At 65.8% G+C, this 24976-nt stretch carries 28 protein-coding genes; 14 read left to right on the top strand and 14 right to left on the bottom strand.

Annotated elements, in window-relative coordinates:
* The first annotated feature begins 119 nt into the window (after positions 1 to 119).
* From ACNJYB_RS25145 to ACNJYB_RS25125, 5 genes are all read left to right on the top strand, one after another.
* On the top strand, positions 120 to 905 hold the full coding sequence (locus ACNJYB_RS25145) for a MotA/TolQ/ExbB proton channel family protein (protein ID WP_439369118.1): 786 nt from the start codon (positions 120 to 122) through the stop codon (positions 903 to 905).
* Positions 902 to 1588, top strand: coding sequence for a hypothetical protein (locus ACNJYB_RS25140; RefSeq protein WP_439369116.1), 687 nt, complete (start codon positions 902 to 904; stop codon positions 1586 to 1588). Before ACNJYB_RS25145 ends, ACNJYB_RS25140 begins: the two co-directional genes overlap by 4 nt.
* A complete protein-coding gene (locus ACNJYB_RS25135) occupies positions 1581 to 2186 on the top strand; it encodes a hypothetical protein (RefSeq protein ID WP_439369114.1) in 606 nt (201 codons plus the stop codon). Before ACNJYB_RS25140 ends, ACNJYB_RS25135 begins: the two co-directional genes overlap by 8 nt.
* 117 nt (positions 2187 to 2303) lie before the next feature.
* Entirely contained in the window at positions 2304 to 3044 is a 741-nt protein-coding gene (locus ACNJYB_RS25130; RefSeq protein ID WP_439369113.1) for a metallophosphoesterase family protein, read from the top strand.
* Positions 3045 to 3050: 6 nt separating this feature from the next.
* Positions 3051 to 4472 (top strand): serine/threonine protein kinase, encoded by a 1422-nt coding sequence (locus tag ACNJYB_RS25125; protein WP_439369112.1) that lies wholly within the window; start codon positions 3051 to 3053, stop codon positions 4470 to 4472.
* Positions 4473 to 4478: 6 nt separating this feature from the next.
* On the opposite strand, the gene ACNJYB_RS25120 is transcribed toward ACNJYB_RS25125, so the two are convergent.
* From ACNJYB_RS25120 to rpe, 4 genes are all read right to left on the bottom strand, one after another.
* The gene (locus ACNJYB_RS25120; protein ID WP_439369111.1) at positions 4479 to 4670 is read right to left on the bottom strand and encodes a hypothetical protein; all 192 of its coding nucleotides are present in this window, start codon (positions 4668 to 4670) and stop codon (positions 4479 to 4481) included.
* Positions 4671 to 4694: 24 nt separating this feature from the next.
* A complete protein-coding gene (locus ACNJYB_RS25115) occupies positions 4695 to 4868 on the bottom strand; it encodes a hypothetical protein (protein WP_439369109.1) in 174 nt (57 codons plus the stop codon).
* A gap of 5 nt (positions 4869 to 4873) precedes the next feature.
* Positions 4874 to 5014, bottom strand: a complete 141-nt coding sequence (locus tag ACNJYB_RS25110; protein ID WP_439369107.1) for a hypothetical protein — start codon at positions 5012 to 5014, stop codon at positions 4874 to 4876.
* Between the two features lie 150 nt (positions 5015 to 5164).
* Positions 5165 to 5866, bottom strand: a complete 702-nt coding sequence (gene rpe, locus ACNJYB_RS25105) for a ribulose-phosphate 3-epimerase (RefSeq protein WP_439369106.1) — start codon at positions 5864 to 5866, stop codon at positions 5165 to 5167.
* A 253-nt stretch (positions 5867 to 6119) separates the two neighbouring features.
* On the opposite strand from rpe, the gene ACNJYB_RS25100 reads away from it, so the two are divergent.
* The gene (locus tag ACNJYB_RS25100; protein ID WP_439369105.1) at positions 6120 to 6902 is read left to right on the top strand and encodes an EF-hand domain-containing protein; all 783 of its coding nucleotides are present in this window, start codon (positions 6120 to 6122) and stop codon (positions 6900 to 6902) included.
* A gap of 146 nt (positions 6903 to 7048) precedes the next feature.
* On the opposite strand, the gene ACNJYB_RS25095 is transcribed toward ACNJYB_RS25100, so the two are convergent.
* Entirely contained in the window at positions 7049 to 8047 is a 999-nt protein-coding gene (locus ACNJYB_RS25095; RefSeq protein ID WP_439369103.1) for a P1 family peptidase, read from the bottom strand.
* A gap of 58 nt (positions 8048 to 8105) precedes the next feature.
* Positions 8106 to 10931 carry a PAS domain S-box protein gene (locus ACNJYB_RS25090; RefSeq protein ID WP_439369102.1) on the bottom strand — a complete coding sequence of 942 codons (2826 nt, stop codon included), beginning with the start codon at positions 10929 to 10931 and terminating at the stop codon, positions 8106 to 8108.
* Positions 10932 to 11156: 225 nt separating this feature from the next.
* Between ACNJYB_RS25090 and ACNJYB_RS25085 the strand changes: the two genes are divergently transcribed.
* Entirely contained in the window at positions 11157 to 11543 is a 387-nt protein-coding gene (locus ACNJYB_RS25085; protein ID WP_439369101.1) for a response regulator, read from the top strand.
* A gap of 79 nt (positions 11544 to 11622) precedes the next feature.
* Here the strand turns inward: ACNJYB_RS25085 and ACNJYB_RS25080 are convergent, their stop codons facing one another.
* From ACNJYB_RS25080 to ACNJYB_RS25060, 5 genes are all read right to left on the bottom strand, one after another.
* The gene (locus ACNJYB_RS25080) at positions 11623 to 12741 is read right to left on the bottom strand and encodes a branched-chain amino acid ABC transporter substrate-binding protein (protein WP_439369099.1); all 1119 of its coding nucleotides are present in this window, start codon (positions 12739 to 12741) and stop codon (positions 11623 to 11625) included.
* 150 nt (positions 12742 to 12891) lie between these two features.
* Positions 12892 to 13635, bottom strand: a complete 744-nt coding sequence (locus ACNJYB_RS25075; RefSeq protein ID WP_439369097.1) for an ABC transporter ATP-binding protein — start codon at positions 13633 to 13635, stop codon at positions 12892 to 12894.
* Complete coding sequence (locus ACNJYB_RS25070; RefSeq protein WP_439369096.1) at positions 13632 to 14477, bottom strand: ABC transporter ATP-binding protein; 846 nt, start codon at positions 14475 to 14477, stop codon at positions 13632 to 13634. The genes ACNJYB_RS25075 and ACNJYB_RS25070 overlap by 4 nt, the downstream gene beginning before the upstream one ends.
* Positions 14474 to 15793: a high-affinity branched-chain amino acid ABC transporter permease LivM gene (gene livM, locus ACNJYB_RS25065; protein ID WP_439369095.1), complete on the bottom strand. Its 1320-nt coding sequence runs from the start codon at positions 15791 to 15793 to the stop codon at positions 14474 to 14476. The genes ACNJYB_RS25070 and livM overlap by 4 nt, the downstream gene beginning before the upstream one ends.
* Positions 15794 to 15802: 9 nt before the next feature.
* Positions 15803 to 16720, bottom strand: coding sequence for an ABC transporter permease subunit (locus ACNJYB_RS25060; RefSeq protein ID WP_439369093.1), 918 nt, complete (start codon positions 16718 to 16720; stop codon positions 15803 to 15805).
* A gap of 270 nt (positions 16721 to 16990) precedes the next feature.
* On the opposite strand from ACNJYB_RS25060, the gene ACNJYB_RS25055 reads away from it, so the two are divergent.
* Both ACNJYB_RS25055 and ACNJYB_RS25050 read left to right on the top strand, forming a co-directional pair.
* Positions 16991 to 17158 carry a hypothetical protein gene (locus tag ACNJYB_RS25055; RefSeq protein WP_439369091.1) on the top strand — a complete coding sequence of 56 codons (168 nt, stop codon included), beginning with the start codon at positions 16991 to 16993 and terminating at the stop codon, positions 17156 to 17158.
* A gap of 260 nt (positions 17159 to 17418) precedes the next feature.
* Entirely contained in the window at positions 17419 to 17958 is a 540-nt protein-coding gene (locus ACNJYB_RS25050) for a hypothetical protein (protein WP_439375642.1), read from the top strand.
* Here the strand turns inward: ACNJYB_RS25050 and pcaC are convergent.
* From pcaC to ACNJYB_RS25035, 3 genes are all read right to left on the bottom strand, one after another.
* Positions 17920 to 18312: a 4-carboxymuconolactone decarboxylase gene (gene pcaC, locus ACNJYB_RS25045; RefSeq protein WP_439369089.1), complete on the bottom strand. Its 393-nt coding sequence runs from the start codon at positions 18310 to 18312 to the stop codon at positions 17920 to 17922. The genes ACNJYB_RS25050 and pcaC overlap by 39 nt on opposite strands.
* Before the next feature lie 93 nt (positions 18313 to 18405).
* On the bottom strand, positions 18406 to 19188 hold the full coding sequence (gene pcaD / locus ACNJYB_RS25040) for a 3-oxoadipate enol-lactonase (protein ID WP_439369088.1): 783 nt from the start codon (positions 19186 to 19188) through the stop codon (positions 18406 to 18408).
* Positions 19189 to 19203: 15 nt separating this feature from the next.
* Entirely contained in the window at positions 19204 to 20559 is a 1356-nt protein-coding gene (locus ACNJYB_RS25035; protein WP_439369087.1) for a 3-carboxy-cis,cis-muconate cycloisomerase, read from the bottom strand.
* Between the two features lie 170 nt (positions 20560 to 20729).
* Between ACNJYB_RS25035 and ACNJYB_RS25030 the strand changes: the two genes are divergently transcribed.
* The 5 genes from ACNJYB_RS25030 (at position 20730) to ACNJYB_RS25010 (ending at position 24966) form a co-directional block, all read left to right on the top strand.
* The gene (locus ACNJYB_RS25030) at positions 20730 to 21176 is read left to right on the top strand and encodes an SRPBCC family protein (protein ID WP_439369086.1); all 447 of its coding nucleotides are present in this window, start codon (positions 20730 to 20732) and stop codon (positions 21174 to 21176) included.
* Between the two features lie 135 nt (positions 21177 to 21311).
* Complete coding sequence (locus ACNJYB_RS25025; RefSeq protein ID WP_439369085.1) at positions 21312 to 21797, top strand: (2Fe-2S)-binding protein; 486 nt, start codon at positions 21312 to 21314, stop codon at positions 21795 to 21797.
* Positions 21798 to 21824: 27 nt separating this feature from the next.
* Positions 21825 to 22631 (top strand): FAD binding domain-containing protein, encoded by an 807-nt coding sequence (locus tag ACNJYB_RS25020; protein WP_439369084.1) that lies wholly within the window; start codon positions 21825 to 21827, stop codon positions 22629 to 22631.
* Between the two features lie 63 nt (positions 22632 to 22694).
* Positions 22695 to 23618: an AAA family ATPase gene (locus ACNJYB_RS25015; protein WP_439369082.1), complete on the top strand. Its 924-nt coding sequence runs from the start codon at positions 22695 to 22697 to the stop codon at positions 23616 to 23618.
* Positions 23619 to 23763: 145 nt separating this feature from the next.
* On the top strand, positions 23764 to 24966 hold the full coding sequence (locus ACNJYB_RS25010; protein ID WP_439369080.1) for a vWA domain-containing protein: 1203 nt from the start codon (positions 23764 to 23766) through the stop codon (positions 24964 to 24966).
* Positions 24967 to 24976 lie beyond the last annotated feature (10 nt).

Raw genomic sequence — 24976 nt, 5'->3', positions numbered from 1 at the left:
GCTCGGGCAAATTTCCCAAGCCGGTTTGGGCATGGGTCTTTGGACCGGGCCCGGTAGCTTTGATCTAATCGGGATGGAATCTTTACAGGCCCATCGTTGCGGGCGAGGAGCGGTGCAGCATGAGTTCAATGACCATTGGACCGATCGCCGGGTCTGCTGCAGATCCATCCGAGCGCAGCGCGCTGCTGTTCTGGATGATCTTCACCGGGTTGTCGATCTTCGCCGTCGTGCTGCTGTGGCGCTTCGGCCTGATCCATCTGATGCTGACCTCGGACCGCACCTACATTTCGAGCGTCATCGCGGTGCTCTACATTGTCACCTGTGGCCATTGTTTCCTGCGCACGCGCGCGATCGCGCGTGAGGGGGCGGCGGCGCGGCGTTGCCGGGCGGCGCTCGCCGCGCCTGATGGCGGCAGGGTGCTCGATGCGCGTGCGACGGCGCTGCCGCGCGGGCTGGTGCGCGATCACATCGAGAGCCTGGTGACGAAGGCGGCGGCGCAGGATTACCGCCCCGTGGACCAGACGCTGCTGCTGCGGACGCTGGCCGACCGGCTGCGCGGCTCCAACGGCTTCGGCGCCTTCGTCTCGGACACGCTGATGAAGCTCGGCCTGCTCGGCACCATCATCGGCTTCATCATCATGCTGGCGCCGATCGCGGGGCTGGATGCCGCCGACAAGGTCGCGATGCGCTCGTCCATGGGGCTGATGAGCGACGGCATGGCGGTCGCGATGTACACGACGCTGGCCGGCCTCGTCGGCTCGATCCTGGTCCGCATCCAGTACTACATGCTGGATTCGGCGACCCAGCGGGTGTTCTCGGATGCGGTGGTGCTGACCGAGACCTATGTGACGCCGGTGCTGGAACGCAAAGCTTCTGAAACCAAGGGCGCCGGAACGTCGTCATGATGGATGATTTCGGCCTCTATCCACGCGAGGAGCCGTTCGATCCCCTCGGCGTGATGCTGTTCAAGGCGCTCCAGGTGATCGCCTTCCTGTTCTTCCTTGCGCTGCTCGCGGTGTCCCCGGACGCCAAGGACGGCAAGATCGACTCCAAGGCCGAGTTCATCATTACGCTGGACTGGCCGGACAACCACCCTGACGATCTCGACCTGTTCGTGCAGGATCCCGCCGGCAATATCGCCTGGTATCGCCACCGCGAGGCCGGCTTCCTCACGCTCGATCGCGACGACCGTGGCGGCGCCAACGATTTCATCATGGTTGCCGGCAAGAAAATCGCTTCCCCCATCCGCGAGGAGATCGTGACGGTGCGCGGCATCCTCGCCGGCGAATACACGGTGAACGTCTCGCATTTCGTTGCGACGACCGGCGAGCCGGTGACCGCCAATGTGAAGGTGCAGAAGCTCAATCCGACCGCGCAGGTGATCTTCGACAACAAGTTCACGCTCGACCACACCGGCGACGAGAAGACCGCGGTGCGATTCCGCATCGATGCCGAAGGCAAGGTCGTCAATGTCGATCAGCGGCCGAAATCGCTGCTGGAGACGTTCCGCAGCAGCTGGCGCAACGGCGCCGATGTCGATCCCAAGACCGGTGTGAGCAGGAACGCTGTGAGGATCCGCCGTGAGTAACCCGCAGACGGTCATCGCGACGCTGTCGGTCGCCTATGCCGTCATCGGCGCGCTGCTGCTGGTCGTGCTGGTCTATGCGCGGCTGCACTGGTCGCTGAAGGCGGTCGCGGTGGTCGTGACCAGCGCCTTCTATGTCGTCAGCTTCACCGAAATGCGCGGACTGCTCGGCTGGGCCAGCCCCGACCGGCTGCCTGCTACCTTCAAGCTGCTGAAGGCCCGCATCGTCGAGCCGCATTCGCTGGAGGGCGACCCCGGCTCGATCTATCTTTGGGTCGAGGCGCTGGACGAGGACAATCGCCCGAGCGGCATCCCGCGCGCGTTTCGTGTGCCCTACAATGACAGGTTGGCCGACAAGACCCATGCCGCGGAGAACGAGATCGCGCTCGGACATCCGCAAGGCGGCCGCGCGGCCGATTTCGGCGGCGGCGACGGCAGCCTGATCGACATGGTCAGGGAATATGTGACCCCAAAGACCATCCTGGAGACCAGCGGCGGCGATTCCTCGACCGGCGAATTCAATGCCCCGCCCGCCGCTGCCCAGGGCGCGGTGTTCACCCCGATTCCGCCGCCCCGGATGCCGCCGAAGGACGAGCAATAGGCCTTTCACCATCACCGCAGCGCTGCGCTGGTAAACGGCGCAGCGCTGACGCATCCTGTTGACCTCCCTCAATTTGGCCTCATCGGCCTCCAATAAGAATTTGAGGGTGGAGGGTGCGTGCTTCTCGCTGTCTTCTCGGATATCCATGGCAACAGGCAGGCGTTCGAGGCCTGCCTGAAGGCTGCGCGCGCCAAGGGCGCCGAGCGATTCATCCTGCTCGGCGACTTCGTCGGCTATGGCGCCGATCCGGAATGGGTGGTGGATACCGCGATGGAGCTGGTTGCGCAGGGGGCCGTCGCCGTGCGCGGCAATCACGACCAGGCGGTCAATTCCTCGGCCGAGACCATGAACGCCGAGGCGCAGATCGCGATCGAATGGACCCGTGGCCGGCTCGATACCGCGCAGCGGCGATTCCTGGCCGAACTGCCGATGCTGGTCGAGGACGGCGACCGCCTGTTCGTGCATTCGGAAGCCTCCAGCCCACAGCGCTGGCACTATGTCCGATCGACGGCGGATGCCGCCAAGAGCCTGATCTCGACACCGGCCCATGTCACCTTCTGCGGCCACATCCACCGTCCGGCGCTGTATTCGATGTCGGTGACGGCGAAGATGACGAGCCTCGTGCCCAAGACCGACGTCGCGGTGCCGCTGCTGCGCGGACGGCAATGGCTCGCCGTGCTCGGCTCGGTCGGCCAGCCTCGCGACGGCGATCCGTCCGCGGCCTTCGTGCTGTTCGACACGGTGACGTGCCGGATCACCTATTGCCGCGCGCCCTATGACATCGAGACGGCCGCGAGCCGGATCCGCGAGAACGGCCTGCCGCACTGGCTCGCGGACCGGCTGTCGCAGGGACGCTAGAAGCCGATGCCCAAACCCCTGGTCAAGTCGGGCGCTGTGATCGACGGCTACACGATCGGCGAATGCGTCCATGCCGGGGGCATGGCGACGCTCTGGACCGTCACCCATCCCGGCATCGACGTGCCCTTGCTGATGAAGATCCCCAGGGTGTCGGAGGGCGAGGACCCCGCCGCGATCGTCTCCTTCGAGATGGAGATGATGATCCTGCCGCGGCTTGCGGGTCCGCACGTGCCCGCCTGTTTCGGCACCGGCGATTTCGCGCACCAGGCCTATGTCGTGATCGAGCGCATCCCCGGGACCACGCTCTACAAGCGGCTGCCCGACCTGCCGCTGCCGTATGACGAGGCGCGGCAGCTCGTCGCCAGGGTCGCGACCGCGCTCGCCGACCTGCACAGGCAGAACGTGATCCATCACGACATCAAGCCCAGCAGCATCATGTTTCGCGAGAGCGGCGAGGCGGTGTTGATCGACTATGGCCTGTCGCACCATGACCATCTGCCCGATCTCCTGCAGGAGGAGTTCCGCCTGCCTTACGGCACCGCGCCGTACATGGCGCCGGAACGGCTGCTCGGCGTGCGCGACGATCCGCGCAGCGATCTGTTCTCACTCGGCGTGCTGCTCTATTTCTTCACCACCGGCGAGCGTCCGTTCGGCGAGGGCGAGACGCTGCGCGCGATGCGGCGGAGGCTCTGGCGCGATCCGCATCCGCCGCGCGCGCTTCGCGCCGACTATCCGCCCTGGCTCCAGGAGGTGGTGCTGCGCTGTCTGGAGATCGAGCCGGTGTGGCGCTATCCGACCGCGTCCCAGCTCGCCTTCGATCTGGCCCATCCGGGCCAGGTCAAGCTGACGACACGCTCGGAGCGGCTGAAGCGCGATCCACTCAGCATCGCCTGGCGGCGCCGCTTCAACCAGGGCGTCATGGCCCCGCGCGCGAAATCGGATGTCGCAGCGCAGATCGCATCGAGCCCGATTCTCGCGGTTGCACTCGACACGGCGGAAGGCGCGCCGGAGCTGAACGAGGCCCTGCGCGTCACCACCGAGCGCATTCTCGCCACGCTGCCCTCGGCGCGGCTTGCCTGCGTCAACGTGCTCAAGCTGAACCGCATCGCGATCGACCGGACTCTGGACGAGCAAGGCTCGAACAAGCATATCGACCGCCTGGTCGCGCTCCGGCATTGGGCGACGCCCTTGAAGCTCGACGAGAGTCGGCTCTCGGTTCACGTGCTGGAGGCCGTCGATCCCGCGGCGGCGCTCTTGGAATTCGCCGAGGTCAACCAGGTCGACCACGTCATCATCGGCGCGCGGCAGAGCTCGTTTCGCCGCACGCTGCTCGGCAGCGTCTCGGCCAAGGTGGCCGCGGAAGCGGCCTGCACCGTCACCGTGGTACGGCCGCCGCGGATGGCGGCGGATGCGGATGAGGTCAGTTAGACCAAATCAGGCTGCGTGAGCGGTGTGGACGACGCGCTTGCGGCGGATGGGCCAGGAGAATTGCTGCCCCGGCTCGCCGTGATCCGCGCTGCCGCCAAAATACTGGATGATCTCGCGGCAGGGCTCGCAATTGAACAGGTTACGCGACGCGGATGCCTTGGTCATTTCCTTCAGGCAGTTGGGGCAATGCGGTTTCATGGCGTCGTTCCGAAAAGGAGATCGTCAGTGGTGGCGCTGGGACGGGTGGTCCAGGTCCGAATTGTCGGGCCTGGCATCGTCGACCGGCGCGCCGTCAGTGCGTTCGAGCCGACCGAAGAAATAGTCGAGGCTCGGATGGGGGCGCCGCGGAATCCGGCACCTGCGTTTCGGCAGGCGCTTCACGAGGGCGATCTGCATGGGCGTCAAGCCCGATGGCGGTCGTGACGGATGTTGCGGGCCGAACGCGCCGGGGCCTCGACCGGTCCGGCCGACGGGCCGAACACGACAAATGCACCGAAACCGATCCACAACGCCACGCCAGTCCAAACCAGGGTCGTCGTCATGATGTGCTCCTGCAAAAACCGGCAGGAATCACTTGCAGTGATTTGCACGAGGCAGTGAAGCCCGGATGAGTACGGGTCGAAGTTGCAATTTTAGGCATTGCCCGCCGCAGCACCCGTAAGGTCCGAAGGATGCGGGCGCTTCTTCGGTCTTCAGATCGCCTCGCCACGCGCCCCGAGCGCCGCGTTGCGGATCGCGGCGATGTTGGCCTTATAGGCGTCCTGCGTGCCGCCCCTGAACACGGAGGTGCCGGCGACGAAGGCGTTGGCGCCGGCGGCCGCCAGCGGGCCTGCGACGTCGGGGCCGACGCCGCCATCGACCTCGATGTCGATCGGACGGCCCGCGACCATTGCCCGGATGTCGCGGATCTTGTTGATCGCGGAGGGAATGAAGGCCTGGCCGCCGAAGCCCGGATTGACCGACATCACCAGCACGAGGTCGACGAGGTCTAGAACGTATTCGAGCGCGCTGATGGGCGTGCCCGGGTTGAGCGAGACGCCGGCCTTCTTGCCGAGCGCGCGGATGGCCTGGAGCGAGCGGTGCAGGTGGGGACCGGCCTCCGCATGCACCGTGATGTGGTCGCAGCCGGCCTTTGCGAAGGCTTCGAGATAGGGATCGCAGGGCGAGATCATCAGATGCGCGTCGAAGATCTTCTTCGTGTGCGGGCGCATCGCCTTGATGACCTCGGGGCCGTAGGAGATGTTGGGAACGAAATGCCCGTCCATCACGTCGAGATGGATCCAGTCCGCGCCGGCGGCGTCCACTGCGCGCACCTCCTCGCCGAGTCTCGAGAAATCCGAGGCCAGGATCGAGGGCGCGATGGCCAGGGGGCGGGGGGCGAAGGCTTGGGTCATGGCGCTGTTTCCCGTGGCGGCCGGACGACGAATGGGCCTCGCCTAACATGGGTCTCCGTGGCGGGCAATGAGGAGGGGCGCGCTTCCTGTGGGCGGAAATTTCTGCCGCGACCGGCATGAATTGCCGATGTTCCCGCGACCCGCCAAGCGTGGCTGATGCGGATTTCATTGAGCTTTTCGCGCTGGCACGACGCTTGCTGACTTCATCTGCAGAACGTTGGCTGCGGCATGCCGCATCGGTCGGAGTTGTGCAATGCTGTTCGCCCTTGGCGCCGTCTCGAGTGCCCTCGACGCGATCCAGTCGCTGACGAACTCGATATCGTCGTCGGCGCAGAAGACGGGATCCGCCCAGAGCGCGCCGACCAATCCGTTCGCGATCGACAGCCGCAGCAGCGCGACCAGTGGGGCGACCTCGTCGGTCAATGCCGGCAAATATCCGCAGATCTCGCCGGAGACCATGAACGCGTTGTTCGCCGCGCAAAGCCAGTCCTCGGACGGCATCGGCGGCGCGACCGGTTCGACTTCGTCGAGTTCGACGAGCCGGCAGGCGGCGCTCAAGAACCTGTTCTCGAAGATCGACGCGGACGGCGACGGCAAGATCACCAAACCCGAGTTCGAGAACGCGCTCGGAGCCGGCGGCACCAACCTCGCGCAGGCCGACCACGTGTTCTCGAGGATGGATGCGAATGGGGATGGCAGCATCGATCTCGGCGAGATGACGAAGGCGCTGAGGGCCGGCCATCGCGGACATCACGCGCAAGATGCGGGCGATGCGTCGGGCAGCGGCTCGAATTCCTCGTCGTCGTCGAGCGGCGGATCGACCTCGACCACGACGACCAACGCCGACGGCTCGACCACCACCACCGTCACCTATGCCGACGGTTTCAAGATGTCGACCACGGTGCCGGGTGCCTCCAGCAGCTCGAAGGCGAACGGTGGCGGCAACTCGCCCTATGACTGGTTCGGCCAGATGATGCAGCGCCAGGCGCAGGCCGCCACCGCGACCGCGTCCTCTTCGATGTCGATGAGCGTGTGACTTTTCACCGCGCCCCGCTTGCGGCGAGAGCTCGAATTCGGGTGGGGAGCTCTCCGCGAGTCTAACTCTCACCGCCCCCGCGGAGATTCCCCTTCACCCCAACCCTCTCCCCGCAAGCGGGGCGAGGGAGCGCACCGTTGCCGCGGCTATCTGCCGAACCGATCCTTCCACGCCGGCTGAGCGCCGGGGAACGGCAACGCCGTCGCGCTGTACACGCCGCGGGCGATCGCGCGCGCGACCACATTGGCGGCGACCGTGCCGAGCTCGGTGAGGCCGGCCAGCGGCTCGATCGGCTTCTCGCCGGTCGCCGCCGCAAACAGCACGTCGCCGTCGGTCGGTGCATGCACCGGATAGATCGCGCGGGCAAAGCCGGTGTGCGCGATCATCGCCAGCCGCTTGGCCTGGGGCTTGGTCAGCACCGCGTCGGTGACGATGGCGCCGATGGTGGTGTTTTCGCGCGCGGTCGCCGCGGGACCGCCCTTGATGCGCATGCGCAGCATGTCGTCGGTGAACTTCTCGGGCAGGCCGCGTCCGCCGAATTCGCCTCCCAGCTCGAACGGCGCTGCCCAGAACCACGGCCCGTCGCCGACGGTGACGGTGCCGACCGCGTTGACGGCGACGATCGCCGCGACCTTCACGCCGTCGGGCGTGATCGCGGAGGCCGAGCCGAGCCCGCCCTTGAACGTCGCAGTGGTGGCACCGAAGCCCGCACCGACGCTGCCGAGCGCGAAGTCCGCGCCGGCCGCGGCCGCCGCGGCGTAGCCGAGGTCTCGATAAGGCGAGAAGCGTCCCCAGGCCTTGTCACCGCCATTGAGGAGGTCGAACAGGATCGCGCCCGGAACGATCGGGATCAGCGCCTCGCGGACGCGGTGGCCGCGTCCCTGCTCGGCGAGCCAGGCCTGCACGCCACCGCCGGTATCGAGGCCGAAGGCGGAGCCGCCCGACAGCGCGATCGCGTCGACGCGCTCGACCGTGTTGGCGAGATCGAGCAGTGCGTCCTCGCGCGTGCCGGGGCCGCCGCCGCGGACGTCGATCGCCGCGACCGCGGGCTGGTCGAAAATGATCGCGGTCGTGCCGGAGGCGACTTTGGCGTCCACGGCATGGCCGACGCGGACGCCGGCGATGTCGGTGAGCAGATTCTTCAAGACAGGCCTCGTGCGCTGAAGGAGTTCGTCCTTGCGATAGCGCAGGGATGCCGCCGGCTCAACTGGCGAGCGCGGTCCTCAGCATCTTGGCGAGCTCGGACTTGCGGTAGGGCTTTGCCAGCAACAGCACGCCGGAATCGAGCCTGCCGTGATGGACGATGGCATTCTCGGTGTAGCCGGAGGTGAACAGCGTCTTCAGGTCGGGGCGGCGGCGGGCCGCCTCGTCGGCAAGCTGGCGGCCGTTCATGGCCCCCGGCATGATGATGTCGGTGAACAGCAGGTCGATCTCCTCGTCGGCATCGATGATGGTGAGGGCTTCTGCCGCGTTGGCGGCTTCCAGCGCGGCATAGCCGAGGCTCTTGACCTGGGTCACCACATATTGCCGCACCAGGGCGTCGTCCTCGACGATCAGGATCTTCTCGTCGCCGCCGGCGAGGGGGACGCTCTGCAGCGCCTCGAACTCGGTCTCCTGCACGCCGTTCGAGCGCGGCAGGTAGATCTTCACGCTCGTGCCGTGACCTTCCTCGCTGTAGATCTTGATGTGTCCGCCGGACTGCTTGACGAAGCCGAACACCATGCTGAGCCCGAGTCCGGTGCCCTTGCCGACCTCCTTGGTCGTGAAGAACGGGTCGAACACCCGGTCGATCAGGTCGGCCGGAATGCCGCTGCCGGTGTCGCTGACCGCGATCATCACGTAATTGCCGGCGGTGACGTCGGGGTTCATGCTGGCATAGCCGTCGTCGAGGAAGACGTTGCGGGTCTCCAGCACCAGGGTGCCGCCGTCGGGCATGGCATCGCGCGCGTTCAGCGCCAGATTGAGGATCGCGGTGGAGAGCTGGCCGGGATCGACCAGGGTCGGCCAGGCATCCTCGGTGAGCTGCGGCATGATGGTGATCTGCTCGCCCAGCGTCGGATGCAAGAGCTTGGCAGCCTCGAGCGCCAGCGCATTGACGTCGATCTCGCGCGGCTGGAGCGGCTGCTTGCGGGCGAAGGCGAGCAGATGCTTGGTCAGTTGCGCGCCGCGCTCGGCGGCATCGTCGATCAGCTTGGTGATGGCGGCAAGCTCCGGCCGGTCGGCCACGGCGTCTGCCAGGATGCCGATCGTGCCGGTGATCACCGTCAGCACGTTGTTGAAGTCGTGGGCGACGCCGCCGGTGAGCTGGCCGATGGCGTCCATCTTCTGGACCTGCCTGAGCTGGGCCTCGGCAGCCTGCTTCTCGGTGAGGTCACGGCCGATGAAGAAATGGCGTTTCACGGGCTCGGACCAGGTGCCCATCCAGTTCAGCGTGACCTCGTGACCGTCGCGGTGGTAGTAGCGCGCCTCGAAGCTGCGCTTGACCGCGCCGCGCCGCGCCGCGCGCATCTCGCCCCGGGTCTTCTCGAGGTCATCAGGGTGGATGAACTCGATCGCGCTGTGCCCGACCATGTCCTCCGGGCTGAAGCCCAGGATGGTCTTCACGCTGGGGCTGACCTGGATGAAATTGCCAAAACCGTCGGTGACCAGGATCAGGTCCTGCGAGGTCTCGAAGATGCGCTGGCGCTCCTCGATCTCGCGATTGAGAGCCATCTCGGCCCGCTTCCGCTCCGTCACGTCGCGGGCCACCTTGGAGGCGCCGATGATCTTGCCGTCGGTCGAGCGCAGCGGGACCTGGCTCAGCACCACGTCGATCGGTTGACCGTTCTTGTGCAGCCGCACCGCTTCCTGCTGGTCGATGACCTCGCCATTGCGGGTGCGCGCCAAATTTTCTGCGATGTCCTCAAGCTGGTCGTCCGGCATGATGATGTCGATGGAGCGGCCGACCGCCTCGCTGGCGGAGTAGCCGAAGACGCGCTCGGCCGCGTGGTTCCAGGTCGTGATCGTGCCGTCGAGCGAGTTGGTGATGATGGCGTCGTTGGAGGATTCGACCACGGCGGTGAACAGCCGCTCGCGCTCGGCGTGGTAGTCGCGCTCGGCGTCCGACTTGCGTTTCAAGGCGCCGACCATGCCCGCGGTCTGGGCCTGGAGGCGGACGTTCTCGACAAGCAGCACCGCGAGCACGAAGGTCGCCGAGCAGAGGCCATAGAGGCGGCCGGCATAGAAGCCGAGATCGAAGCGTGCGACGTTCACGATCGCCGAGAGCGCGATGTCGAACAGCCAGGCGCACATCACGACCATGAGCCAGATGTCGATCACGGAATGCGGCTTGCGAAACCACAGCGAGACGAGGGCGGCAAAGCTCAGCGACCACACGAAGGCCACGACGCCGATCATGGTCGGCGTGTAGCGGCCGTCGCGCAGCAGGACCGGGAGCAGCTCGTGCTGGGCGGTAACGATCCAGGCGAAGACGACCATGGCGGCGATGACGCCGAACACGATGCTGCAGATCGCGCCGGCCGTCGTGCCGCGAATCCTGGCGCTGCCATCGGCCTCCTTCAACCAGGCGTAGCCCAGCACGCAGATCGGGAAGCCGGCGTGCCAGATCATGTAGAGCCAGACCGTGGTCTGCGGGCCCGCGCCGAGAAGCCCGGTCGGCGTGAACAGGCCGGGGAAGGTGAGGGCATGGACCACCGCGGCGGCGGCGGTGAACAGATAGCCGGTCGCGAGCCACAGCAGCGCGCGGGTCCGCAAGACCGAAAACTGCGACAGCAGCAGCACCGCGGTGACGATGTCGCTGACGGCGAGGGCGGATTGATAACTCGCGACAAAGGCGGGAACGGGCAGGAGCCGGATACCTGCGAAAGGCACGGCCAGCGCGAACAGGATTGCGGACACGCCGACGATCGCCAATGCGGCGGTGCGGTCGGTTGAGTTGGCCGGCAGCGTCGAAAGGAATGTGCTGCGGTCGATCGTTGCGGGCACGTCCATCTCTCGCAGACCGGTCTTCGCCATCGTCATCGACGTCATTTGGATTGCCTTGGGCCAGCTCCATGGTAGCGGGTTATAGGCTCGTATCGTGCACCGTTACGGCCGCGACTCAACCGAAGGTTACAGCTTACTTAATTTTAGGGGGGACGAGGAATAGGGTCGGTAAGATGGGCTTTACTGGACGGTGTCATAATGCCCTTCGGCCGTGGCGGGTTCCACGTTTGAATCCTTTGATCTGATCTCGATATCCGGGAGTAGTTCCCTATGCCCCGCGTTCTCATCATAGACGACCAGAAGGACGTCCGCGCGATGGTCGCGATCGTGCTCCGGGTCCATCGTTTCGAGGTCGTGGAGGCCGACAGCGGCGCGGACGGGCTGAAAGCTTTCGCGGAAAGCCCGTGTGACGCTGCAATCGTCGATATCTTCCTTGGCAACACCAGCGGCGTCGACGTCATCGCGAGCCTGCGCGAGCGTGCGCCGGGACTTCCCGTCATTGCGGTGTCGGGGATGACGACGCTCGATTTCCTGCACCAGGCGCCTCACCTCGCCAATGTGGTCTGCCTGCAAAAGCCGTTTCGGCCGAACGACCTCCTGCAAGCACTGCGGAAGGCCCAGGCCGAGACGGGCGGCGAGCTGCCCGCAGCCGTCTGACCTCGGCGCAAGAAGAAACGCCCCGGCGCAAGCCGGGGCGTTGTGACGGTTGGATGGCAGCCTGAGGCCCGAAAGCGCGTCAGGTGCCGTTGCCCTTGATCTCGGCGTAGCCGCCCTTGGCGTCCCACTTGTAGACGACGTAGTCGATCTGCTTGATGTCGCCCTTGGCGTCGTACTCGATCGGGCCGATCACAGTGTCCCACTTGCCGCCCTTCATAGCCTCCATGACCTTCTTGGCATCAGTGGTGCCGGCCTTCTTGGCCGCCTGCGACCACACCTGCATCGCCGCGTAGGTGTAGAGCGTATAGCCTTCGGGATCGATGTTCTTCGCCTTGAAGGCATCGACGATCTTCTTGGCCGTCGGCTTGTTGCGCGGATCGGGGCCGAACGTGAACAGGGTGCCTTCGCCGGCGGGGCCGGTGATGGAGGCGTACTCCTTGTCGGCGAGCGCGTCGCCGGCCATCAGCACCGTCTTGAGGCCCTGGTCACGCATCTGGCGCAGGATCAGGCCGCTCTCCTGATGGTAGCCGCCGACATAAACGAGGTCGATGTTGTCGCGCTTCAGGCGCGAGACGATCGCGTTGAAGTCCTTGTCGCCCTTGTTATAGGACTCGTACATCTTCTCAGTGATGCCCGCCTTGTTGAGCGCCTTCTTGGTCTCGTCGGCAAGACCCTTGCCGTAGGTGGTCTTGTCGTTGAGGATCGCGATGTTCTTGCCCTTGTAGTTCTTGGCGATGTACTGCGCAGCGATCAGGCCCTGCTGATCGTCACGGCCGCAGACGCGCGCCACGTTCCAGAGCTTGCGCTCGGTGAAGAGCGGGTTGGTCGAGGCCGGGGTGATCTGAAGGACGTTGCCGTCGGCATAGGCCTCGGAGGCGGGGATCGACGACGACGAGCAATAGTGCCCGGCGACGAAGGGGATCTTGGCGCCGGCGATCTTCTCGGCGATCGAGCGCGCCTGCTTCGGATCGCAGGCATCGTCCTCGACGGAGAGCGCAAGCTTCTTGCCGTTGACGCCGCCGGCGGCGTTGATATCGGCCACCGCCATCTCGGCGCCGTTCTTCATCTGGCGGCCGAAGGCGGACTCGCCGCCGGTCATCGGGCCTGCGACTGCGATGGTGACATCCTGCGCGAATGCCGCGCTCGACAGCGCGATCGACGCGCCGAATGCCAGACCGATGAGCTTCAGTGATTTCATGAGATACCTCGCGGGTGGTCGCCTGTGGAAGTCGCCGGGCATGCCCGGTCCAAACCGGCACCATTCTTGAATGAATTCGAGGAGAAGTCACCGGCAAAATACGGGCATTGGCGGAGATATCTCGCCGCATTGCGCTGCAGATGGCCGCGCTCAGCCGTGCCGGCCGCCTTCCAGATAGGCTGCGCGAATCTCGGGGCGCTGCAGCAACTCGGCGCCGGTCCCGGCCAGCGTGATCAGGCCATTGACCATGACGTAGCCGCGGTGGGCGAGCTTGAGCGCATGGTTGGCGTTCTGCTCGACGATCAGGACGGTCAGGCCGTCCTGCCGGTTCAGGGTGCGGATCGCGTCGAAAATCTGGCGGGCGATCAGCGGCGCGAGCCCGAGCGAGGGCTCGTCGAGCAGGAGCAGGCGGGGGCGGCTCATCAAGGCACGGCCGATCGCCAGCATCTGCTGCTCGCCGCCGGACAGGGTTCCGCCGCGCTGGGCGTAGCGTTCGTTCAGCCGCGGAAATAGCGTGAAGACGCGCTGGAGCGTCGCCTCGCGCTCCGCATCGGTGCATTCGGTGGCATCGGCCCCCATCTGGAGGTTTTCCGCCACGCTCATGCGCGGGAAGATGCGGCGGCCCTCCGGCGATTGCGCGATGCGCAAATGCGCGATCTCATGGGTCGGCACGTCGGTGATGTCACGGCCTTCGTACAGGATCTGGCCGGCGCGGGCGCGCGGCTTGCCGAAGATCGTCATCATCAGCGTCGACTTGCCGGCGCCGTTGGCGCCGATCAGCGCCACGATCTCGCCGGCATTGATCTCGACGTCGACGCCCTTCAGCGCCTCGATCTTGCCGTAGGCGGCGCGCAAGGACCGGATCGCGAGCAGGGGAGTGGGTGCCGCCGTCACGTCCCGCCCTCCATCACGGCCACCGCCTCTTCCTCGTCGGTGCCGAGATAGGCGGCGATCACCTTGGGATCGTCGCGGACCTCGCGCGGCGTGCCTTGCGCGATCTTGACCCCGTGGTCCATCACCACGATGTGGTCGGAGATCTCCATCACCACCGACATGTCGTGCTCGATCAGGAGGATCGAGGTGCCGAGCTCGTCACGGATCGAGAGCAAGAGCTCGCTCAGGGCGGCGCTCTCGCGCGCATTGAGGCCGGCGGCCGGCTCGTCGAGGCACAATAGCGCGGGCTCGGTGCACATCGCGCGCGCGATCTCGAGCCGGCGCTGGTCGCCATAGGCGAGGTTTCCGGCAGCGTCGTCGGCGCGGTCGAGCAGGTTGACGCGCCTCAGCCAGTCGGTGGCCAGATCAATCGCGTGCTTCTCGGCATCCCGATACACGGGCGCGCCGACGAGGCCGAGCAAGGTGAAGCCGGAGGCGCGCATCAAGGCGTTGTGCTGCGCCACCATCAGGTTTTCCAGCGCGGTCATGCCGGGAAACAGGCGGATGTTCTGGAAGGTGCGCGCGACCTTGGCCTGCTTGGCGATGCGGAAATCGTTCAGCCGCTCCAGCGCGATGACCCGGCCGTCGTCATGGGTGAGGCGGATGGTGCCGCCGGTCGGCTTGTAGAAGCCGGTGATGCAGTTGAAGACGGTGGTCTTGCCGGCGCCGTTCGGCCCGATCAGCGCGGTGATCTTCTTCCGCTCGGCGGCAAAGGAGAGGTCCTGCACGGCGACGATGCCGCCGAACCGCATGGTCAGCCGGTCGACGCCAAGAATCTTATCGCCAGTCTCGTCGCTGCTCATCCGTGCCCTTCCTTGACGAGGTCGGAAGAGATCGCCTGGGCCTTGGTCAGATATACGGTCGGGGCACGATGGCCGATCAGGCCGCGCGGCCGCCAGATCATGATCAGCACCATGGCCAAGCCGAACACCAGCATGCGATAGGTCTCGAGGCCGCGGAACAGCTCGAAGCCGCCAATCATGGCGAGCGCGGCGAGCGCGACGCCGAGCTGGGATCCCATGCCCCCGAGCACGACGATGGCGAGCACCAGCGCCGATTCCTGGAAGGTAAAGGATTCCGGGCTGATGAAGCCCTGGCGGGTGGCGAAGAACGCGCCGGCGAAGCCGCCGAACATGGCGCCGGTCGCGAATGCGGTGAGCTTCGTCGTCGTGGTGTTGATGCCGAGTGCGCGGCAGGCGACCTCGTCCTCGCGCAGCGCCTCCCAGGCGCGGCCGATCGGCAGGCGGCGCAGGCGGATCGTCACCCAGTTTGTGAGCAGTGCCAGCGCAAGGATCAGGTAGAACAGGAAGATGATGCGGTGGGTCGAGGAGTACTCGATGCCGAGTTTTGCTGCTAACCCGTCATCGCTGTTGTCGAGCGGGATGCCGAAGAGGGTGGGACGCGGAATGCCTGAGACCCCGTTCGGGCCTCCGGTCAGGCTCTGCCAGTTGATGATGACGAGACGGATGATCTCGCCGAAGGCCAGCGTCACGATGGCGAGGTAGTCGCCGCGCAGCCGTAGCACGGGAAAGCCGAGCAGCACGCCCCAGAACGCGGCCAGGATGCCGGCGAGCGGCAGGCAGATCCAGAACGACCAGCCGAAATTGGTGGCGAGCAGCCCGTAGGAATAGGCGCCGACCGCATAGAAGGCGACATAGCCGAGATCGAGCAGGCCGGCGAGGCCGACCACCACGTTCAATCCCCAGCCCAGCATGACGTAGGTGAGCACCAGGATCGCGAGGTCGAGGATGTAGCGCTGGTTATAGAAGATCACCGGCACCAGCAGGGTGAAGATTAGGAGCGCGGGCGCAAGATAGCGGCCGACGAACGACAGGCCGCTCTGCACCGCCGGCGGCACCAGCTTCTCGGTTCCGGTCGGGCCGATCCACTGCCGCAGCAGCTCGATCACGATCGAGCCGCTGAACACGATGGCGACCAGGGAGGCGAGCTCGCCAAAACGCGTCCAGTAGGTGAGCTGGCCGTCGGGGCCCGCCTCGGTACGGATGCCGACCATCAGCGAGAACAGCACCAGCGCGATCGCAGCGTTGATGAAGGCGGTCTTGAAGAGGGCTGGGATGCCCGTTGCAGGTTTGGCCGTGTTGATCGAGGGAGCTGTCACGCGCGACCGTCAGACTTTTTCGACTTCGGGACGGCCGAGCAGGCCGGTCGGCATGAAGATCAGCACGACGATCAGGATCGAGAACGCCGCGACGTCCTTGTATTCGACCGAGAAATAGGCCGACCAGAACGTCTCGATCAGGCCGATCGCAAGACCCCCGAGCATGGCCCCCGGCAGCGAGCCGATGCCGCCGAGCACGGCGGCGGTGAATGCCTTGATGCCGGCGACGAAGCCCATGAAGAAGTCGACCAGACCGTAATAGAGCAGGTACATCAGGCCGGCGACCGCGGCGAGCGCCGCGCCGATCACGAACGTCATGGAGATGGTGCGGTCGACATTGACCCCGAGCAGTGCCGCCATGGTCTGATCCTGCTCGCAGGCGCGCATGTCGCGTCCGAGCCGGGTGCGCGACACCAGCCAGGTGAAGATCGCCAGCAGCACGATGGTGATGATGACCACCATGATCTGGATGTTCGAGAGCTGGATCACGAAGCCGTCCGTGCTCTCGTGCAAGGTGTAGCCCCCGGTGATGAAGGGCGGGATCGGCTTGACCCGGGCGCCCTGCGCGACCTGCGAGTAGTTGGTCAGCACGAACGACATGCCGATCGCCGACAGCATCGGGGCGAGGCGGAAGGAATGGCGCAGCGGCCGGTAGGCGATGCGTTCGATGGTCCAGCCGTAGAGCGCGGTGATCGCCATCGACACCAGCAGCACGACCAGCAGGATCACGGGGATCGCGGTGAGGCCGAGCGAAATCAGGATCAGGAAGGTGATCAGGGCGATGAAACCGCCAATCATGAAGACGTCGCCGTGGGCGAAATTGATCATGCCGACGATGCCGTAGACCATCGTGTAGCCGATCGCGATCAGGCCGTAGATAGAGCCGAGCACGAGGCCGTTGATGAGCTGCTGGGCGAAATAATCCATAGGCTGCCGTTACCAAACCTGACGCGGAGCTCTTCGAGAGAGAGTGATTGAGTTTCTTCTCGGGCCCCGGCAGCCCTCGAGCGTTCTGCCGGTTTTGTAACAGGAGGGAACTGGCTGCCGCAACAGCTCACCCCTTGGCAGAAGGTCTTGTACAGAGGTCATTTTCGTTTCCGGGTTCCGCAGCTGCGAGGAACCCGGGTTCCAGGGCAACCAAAGCCGGGATCGGCCGTTATCATCGTTCTCTGACGTCCAACAAGGGAGTTTCCCCCGATGACGAAGCAGCAGAACCAGAATCCGGGTCAGCAGAAGCAGAACCCCGGCCAGCGCAACCCGCAACAGGGCGGCGGCCAGAAACCCGGACAGCAGCAGCAGGACCCGATGCGCCAGGGCGATCGCCCCGGCCAGCAGCCGGGTGGCCAGCGCAGCGAGGACGAGTAGTTCGGGAGCCCCGGAGTGGGAGGGCCCCGCCGAAAGGCGGGGCCCTTTTCTTTGCCTGGCGTCATTCCGAGACGGCTTGAAGAGCCGAACCTTGAACTCAAGATTCCGGGTCTGGTGCTGGCGATCCTGCCGCAAGGACGGCGTGGATCAGCCCAGTTAAGGTAAACAAAGGGTTTAAATTGCCGCCAGCCTCTCATGCGAGTTAGCTCCCGGCAAAGCCTTCCCCTCGAAGGCGGATGGCAGGCGAAGCGGGTAGCGGCATGTTCAGGAATTGGCGGATCGGCTCAGTCAATGGCGCGCTGCTGGGGGCCTATTTCATCCCGGCCTGGGCGCTGGTCGCGTTCAACATCTTTGTTGAACCGGTGCACGGCCTCTACGAGCGTCCGAGCGTCGCGGTGGCGCTGTTCCTGAGCGATCATCTCCAGATGGCGGGGATGGACACGGTGCGTGCCGCCTGGCTGCTGGCGCTGGGACGGCTGACCGTCGTGGCGTTCTTCGCGATCCATCTCGCGCTGGTGTGCATTCCCCGGACCCGCAAGAACGGCGGCAGTGACGAGGCGCTCGCCATCGCGCTCTTGATCGGCAGCCTGATCTCGTTTGCCAGCATGGTCATGGCCTCGAAGGTCGGCGAGATGGCCGCCCTCCGCCTGCATGCCACCGAGCTGCTGCTGCTGCTGGGGGCCGCGATCGTGCTGGTGATCGAACGGCCGGAGGCGGCACCAAAGGCCGTCGCGGCCGCCGCGCCGCCAAGTCTTCAGCCGCTAGGACTTGAGCAGGCCGAGCTCCTGCACAATCGCTGAGGCTTCCTTGACGGCGTGGTTCGCCGCCGGCACGCCGCAATAGATCGCCTGCTGGAGCAGGACTTCCTTGATGTCATCGGGCGTGAAGCCGCCCTCGGCGAGCGCTGCACGCACATGCAGGCGGAATTCGTCCCATTGCCCGAGCGCGACCATGGTGCCGATCACGAGCACCCGCCGCGTGCGCTCGTCGAAATGTGGCCGGGTCCAGATCTCGCCCCAGGCGTAGCGCGTGATCAGGTCCTGGAAATCGGTGTTGAACGCATTGCGGTTGGCGATCGACTTGTCGACCCAGGCATTGCCCAGCACCTTGCGGCGCACGTTCATGCCGGCATCGCGGCGCTTCTGGTCGTCCATTCTATCCTCCTTCGCCTTGCGAGCGCAGCAATCCAGGATCTTTCCGCGGAGGCAGTCTGGATTGTTTCGCTGCGCTCGCAATGACGGCTGTGGCTAAGGCTGCGTCAGGAATCCCACCACCGCATCCGTGAATGCGTGCGGCTGTTCGACGTTCGAAATATGGGCGGCGTCGATGATGGTCATGCTGGCGCCCGGGATGTTGGAGCGGATCAGTTCGCCCGCCGAGACCGGCGTCGCCATGTCGTGGCGGCCGGCGATCACCAGCGTCGGGCTCTTGATCTTCGGCAACAGCGCGCGCTGGTCGAGCGTCGACAGCGCCTCGCAGCAGGCGAGATAGCCTTCGACGGGCGAAGCGAGCAACATCGATTTCATCCGTGCGGTGATCTCGGGCTCGCGCTCGCGGAAATCCTGCGTGAGCCAGCCCGCGAGCACCGTATCGGCGACCGCTGCGATGCCGCCCTTCTTCACCGCGTCGATGCGCTCCAGCCATCTGGTCGGCTCGGCGTAATAGCAGGAAGTGTTGGCGAGGATGAGCTTGCCGAAGCGCTCCGGCGCGTTGGCGCCGAGCCACTGCCCGACCATGCCGCCCATCGACAGCCCGCACCAATGCACCTTCTCGATGTTGAGGTCGTCGAGGATCGCGAGCACGTCGCGGCCGAAGCGCTCCATCGTGTAGGGGCCGGGCGGGACGTTCGACTTGCCATGGCCGCGGCGGTCGTAGCGGATGACGCGGAACACCTGCGTCAGCGCCTTCATCTGAGGCTCCCACATCTGCAGTGTGCAGCCGAGCGAGTTGGACAGCATCAAGGTCGGCCCGCCGTCGCGGCCTTCGACGGAGACATTGAGAAGGCAACCGTCGGCATCGATCATGGGCATGCGGCGTCTCCGTATCTATTCGCTGTCAAGGCTGCCGAGCAGCCGGTCGATCAAGGCCTGCGACGCCCCTTGATAGGCCATCGGCTCGAACAATGCCGCAATTTTTTCCGGCGTCAGATGCACGGTGACCTGCGAATCGGCTGACAGCACCTCGCGCAGATGCTTCTTCTCGGCGACCGCGCGCTTGCTCGCGGCCTCGATGAGATGATGGGCATCGCTCTTGCCGATCTTGTCCGCCAGCGCAAAGGTGACGGCCTCGGCCATGATCAATCCGTGCGTCGCGTCGAGATTGCTGCGCATCCGCGCGGCATCGACGTCGAGGCCTTCGGCGATGTCGACGATGGCGGCCAGCGCCCCGGAGGCGACCAGCATCAATTGTGGCAGCGTCGGCCATTCCGCGTGCCAGGGCCCGGCGCTGCGCTCGTGGTCCTGCACCTGGGCAGCAAGAATCGTCGCGGCGAGTTGCGGCGCCATGGTGGCTGCGCCCAGCGCGCTCGCCGCGGCCACCGGGTTGCGCTTGTGCGGCATGGTCGAGGAGCCGCCGCGGCCTTCGCCGGCGGGCTCGAAAGCTTCGCCGACATCGGTCTGCATCAGCAGCGAGACGTCGCGCGCGATCTTGCCGCAACTGCCGGCAAGAATCGCAAAGCTTGAGGCAGCCTCTGCGATACGGTCGCGATGGGTGTGCCAGGGCGCTTCCGGCAGCGGCAGGTCCAGCTCCTGCGCCAATCTTTCCGCAACGACGAGCCCCTTGTCGCCGAGGGCTGCGAGCGTGCCGGCGGCGCCGCCGAACTGCAGTGCCAGGCCCTCGCGGCGGAGCCGCCGCAGACGGCAGCGGGCGCGGGCGAGGCTTGATGCGTATTCCGCGGCCTTCAGCCCGAACGGCATCGGCAGCGCGTGCTGGAGCCAGGTCCGCGCCACCATGGCAGTGTTGCGATGGGCGCGGGCGAGCGCCGCAAACCCCTTGATCGCGCGGCTGAGGTCGGCATCGAGTGCATCGATGCCGGCGCGAACGGTGAGCATGGTCGCTGTGTCGATGACGTCCTGGCTGGTCGCGCCCCAATGCACGTAGCGCGCGGCCTCCGCATCGGCCTTGCCGACATTGGCGGTCAGCGCCTTGACCAGGGGAATCGCGAGATTGCCGGATCGCGTCGCGGCGTCGGCCAGGGCCGCGATGTCGAAGGAAGTCGCCTTGCAGGCGACTTCAATTGGCCCGACGGCGGCTGCGGGAATCACGCCCGTGGCGGCCTCCGCCCGTGCCAGCGCTGCCTCGAAATCGAGCATGTTCTGCAGGGTCGACTGGTCGTCGCAGACGGCGCGCATGGCTGGGCTCGACAGCATCGGCGCGAGCAGGGGGGAGAGGGATGTGCTCATGTTGCGCGGGACCTAACCATCATGGGCCGCCTCTGCCAATCCAAATCCGCTCGCGCAAGCTTTTTGCAGTTGCGAATATGCATTGAACGTGACCGGGGGTGGCCTTTCCTTTGCGCCGTCCGTGCGTTACTTGAGCAACATTATTCTGATGCGATCTCGGGAGGCACCCCATGGCCATGACGATGAACGGCGAAGTCCAGCTCGCAGCGCCGCGCGAGGCCGTGTGGGCCAAGCTCAACGATCCCGAGGTGCTGAAGGCCTGCATCCCCGGCTGCGAGGAGCTGGAGAGGACCGACGACGGCGGCTTCCGTGCAACGGCAAAAATGAAGGTCGGGCCGGTATCGGCGCGCTTCAAGGGCAAGGTGATGCTGTCGGATCTCGACCCGCCGAACGGCTACAAGATCTCGGGTGAAGGCGAGGGCGGGGTCGCCGGCTTCGCCAAGGGCGGGGCGGCGGTCAAGCTCGCGGAGAAGGACGGCGGCACGCTGCTCTCCTACGACGTCGAGGCGCAGATCGGCGGCAAGTTGGCGCAGCTCGGACAGCGCCTGATCAACGGCACGGCGAAGAAGCTGGCCGACGAGTTTTTCGCGAACTTCGCCAAAGCTGTACAGGGCTGAAACCTATCGCCTTTCGGCATGGCGGCTTGCGTCCGTGGTGATGTTGCCCCGGGGGACAATGGCCCATATGATGGGTTGGAATAATTATAAGAACCGCTTCGACGGGACCCGTCGGGGCGCTGATAGAGAGTGCTTATGGCAAAAATCTCCCTCATCGTGAACGGCAATCCTGTGACGGCCAACGTCGATCCCCGCACGCTTCTGGTGCAGTTCCTGCGCGAGAATCTGCGGCTGACGGGCACCCATGTCGGCTGCGACACCTCGCAGTGCGGCGCCTGCGTCGTGCATCTCGACGGCAAGGCCGTGAAGTCCTGCACCACGCTCGCCGTGATGGCCGACGGTCACGAGGTCAAGACGATCGAGGGACTGGCCGCCGACGGCGCGCCGCTGCATCCGATGCAGGAAGCCTTCCGCGAGCACCATGGCCTGCAGTGCGGCTTCTGCACGCCGGGCATGATCATGACCGCGATCGACATCGTGCACCGCAAGGGCCATGAACTCGACGACCACACCATCCGCGAGGAGCTGGAAGGCAATCTCTGCCGCTGCACCGGCTACCAGAACATCGTCGCCTCGATTTCCGCCGGCGCCAGGGCGATGGCGAAATCCGATCTCGCGTAACGCGCCTCCCGCGATCAGGACATTCAGATGTACGAATTCAAATATCATCGCCCTGGCACCGTGCGTCAGGCGGCCAACCTCCTGGTGAAGAACGAGGACGCCAAGGTGATCGCTGGCGGCCACACGCTGATTCCCGTCATGAAGCAGCGCCTCGCAAGCCCGCCGCATCTGGTCGACCTCTCCCACATCGAGGGGCTCAACACGATCGAGATGAAGGGCCGCTCGCTCGTGATCGGCGCCACCGCCAAGCACGCGGAGGTCGCGACCTCCGCGATCGTCGGTGAGGCGATCCCGGCGCTGGCGAGCCTTGCCGGCGGGATCGGCGATCCCGCCGTGCGCCACCGGGGCACGATCGGCGGCTCGCTCGCCAACAACGATCCGACCGCGGACTATCCGGCTGCCGTGCTCGCGCTCGGCGCCACCATCGTCACCAACAAGCGTCGCCTCAAGGCCGAGGAGTATTTCCAGGGCCTGTTCTCGACCGCGCTGGAAGCCGACGAGATCATCACCAGGGTGATGTTCCCGCTGCCGAAGAAGGCCGCCTATGTCAAATTCCGCAACCAGGCCTCGCGCTACGCGCTGGTCGGTGTGTTCGTCGCGCGGCGTCCATCGGACGTGCGTGTTGCCGTCACCGGCGCCGGGTCCGAAGGCGTGTTCCGTGTCACCGCATTCGAGGAGGCGCTGAAGAAGCGCTTCGCGTCGAAGGCGATCGAAGGCATCGAGGTGCCGGCGGAAGGGCTCAACAGCGACATCCACGGCAGCGCGGAATATCGCGCGCATCTCATCGGCGTCCTGACACGGCGCGCCCTTGATGCCGCCAACGCCAAGGGGTGAGGTGATCTCACCCCTCGGCACAAAGACTTGCCCCGTGAGGGGCGTAAACGAGACTGGCCTTTCATGACTTCAGCGGCCAATACTTCCGGTGCCATGCCGACATCGGTCGATGCGATGCTCGAACTCTTGACCTCGCGCGGCTATCTGGCCGAGCGGTCGCTGGCGACGGTGACATATCTGTCGCTGCGGATGGGCCGGCCGCTGTTCCTGGAGGGCGAGGCCGGCGTCGGCAAGACCGAGATCGCGAAGGTGCTGTCGGCAGCGCTGGGGCGGAAGCTGATCCGTCTGCAGTGCTACGAGGGCCTCGACGTCTCCTCGGCGGTCTACGAGTGGAACAGCGCGGCGCAGATGATCGCGATCCGGATGGCGGAAGCCGCCGGCGACACCGATCGCGATCAGCTCTCCTCCGACATCTTCGCCGACCGCTACATGATCAAGCGGCCGCTGCTCCAGGCGCTGGAGCCCGACGTCGCCGGGCCGCCGGTTCTGCTGATCGACGAGCTCGACCGCGCCGACGAGGCGTTCGAGGCCTACCTGCTCGAAATCCTCAGTGACTTCCAGGTGACCATCCCCGAATTCGGCACCGTGAAGGCGCCGCATCCGCCGATCGTCATCATCACCTCCAACCGAACCCGCGAGATCCACGACGCGCTGAAGCGGCGCTGCCTCTATCACTGGGTCGATTATCCCGCCGCCGAGCGCGAGCTGGCCATCGTCAAGACGCGCGTGCCCGACATCTCGGCAAAGCTCTCGCAGCAGGTCGTCCGTTTCGTGCAGGCGCTGCGCAACCAGGACTTCTACAAGTCGCCTGGTGTCGCCGAGACCATCGACTGGGCCACCGCGCTGTCCGAGCTAGATGCCCGCTCGCTGACGCCGCAAGTGGTCGGCGACACGCTGGGCGCGCTGCTCAAGTACCAGGACGACATCACCCGCATGCAGGGCGATGCCTTGCAGAAGGTGCTGAAGGAAGCGACGAGCGAGAATTGAAGCGCGCGCGTCATCACTACTCCCGTCATTCCGGGGCGACGCGCAAGCGTCGAGCCCGGAATCGATAACCACGATCGGGAGCATGGATTCCGGGCTCGCGCCAAGTGGCGCGCCCCGGAATGACGAGGGGATGGATACGAGACCCATGGCCATCAACCACCTTGCCCCCGAGCAGACCGAGCAGTTCGCCGACAACATCGTCGGCTTCGCCCGCGCGCTGCGTGCGGCGGGCATGCCGGTTGGACCGGGCGCGGTCATCGACGCCATGAGCGCGCTGCAGGTGATCGACATCGGCCACCGCTCCGATGTCTTCACGACGCTGGAGGCGATCTTCGTCAAACGTCATGAGCATGCGCTGATCTTCAAGCAGGCCTTCAACCTGTTCTTCCGGCCTTCCGAAGAATGGAAGCACATGCTGGATTCGGTGCCGCTGCCGGAGCAGGCCAAGAAGAAGCCGCAGGCCGGCTCCCGCCGCGTCCAGGAGGCGATGTCGCAGCCGCGCATGACCGAGACGCCGCAGCACCAGGAGCAGGATTTGCGCCTGTCGGTCTCCGACAAGGAGATCCTTCAGAAGAAGGATTTCGCGCAGATGAGCGCGGCGGAGATCACCGAGGCGCTCCATGCCGTCGAGCGGATGCACCTGCCGCAGGCCGAGCTGCTGACGCGCCGGCATCGGCCTGATGCTCGCGGCCTGCGCCTCGACCTGCGCCGGACGCTGCGCGCATCCTTACGCACCGGCGGCGACATCATCGACATCCACCGTCTCGGCCGGATCGAGAAGCCGGCACCGATCGTGGCGTTGCTCGACATTTCGGGCTCGATGAGCGAATACACCCGCCTGTTCCTGCATTTCCTGCATGCGATCACGGACGCGCGCAAGCGCGTCTCGGTGTTCCTGTTCGGCACCCGCCTCACCAACGTCACCCGCGCGCTGCGCCAGCGCGATCCGGACGAGGCGCTGGCGAGCTGCTCGGCGTCGGTCGAGGACTGGGCCGGCGGCACGCGGATCTCGGCCTCGCTGCACAACTTCAACAAATTGTGGGCGCGGCGTGTGCTGAGCCAGGGCGCCATCGTGCTCCTGATCTCCGACGGGCTGGAGCGGGAGGCCGATTCCAGGCTCGCTTTCGAGATGGACCGGTTGCACCGGTCCTGCCGGCGGCTGATCTGGCTCAACCCGCTGCTGCGGTTCGGCGGCTTCGAGGCCAAGGCCCAGGGCATCAAAATGATGCTCCCGCACGTTGACGAATTCCGCCCGGTACATAATTTGAGTTCGATCCAGGAGCTGATCACCACGCTCTCCGAGCCGCTGCCGCCGCATCACCGCAGTCTGATCCGCTCCGCAGCTTGAGAGGCCAGCC

This window comes from Bradyrhizobium sp. SMVTL-02, assembly GCF_051853005.1.
In the GTDB taxonomy this organism is placed as follows: domain Bacteria; phylum Pseudomonadota; class Alphaproteobacteria; order Rhizobiales; family Xanthobacteraceae; genus Bradyrhizobium.
This window is presented reverse-complemented; position numbering and strand designations above follow the sequence as displayed.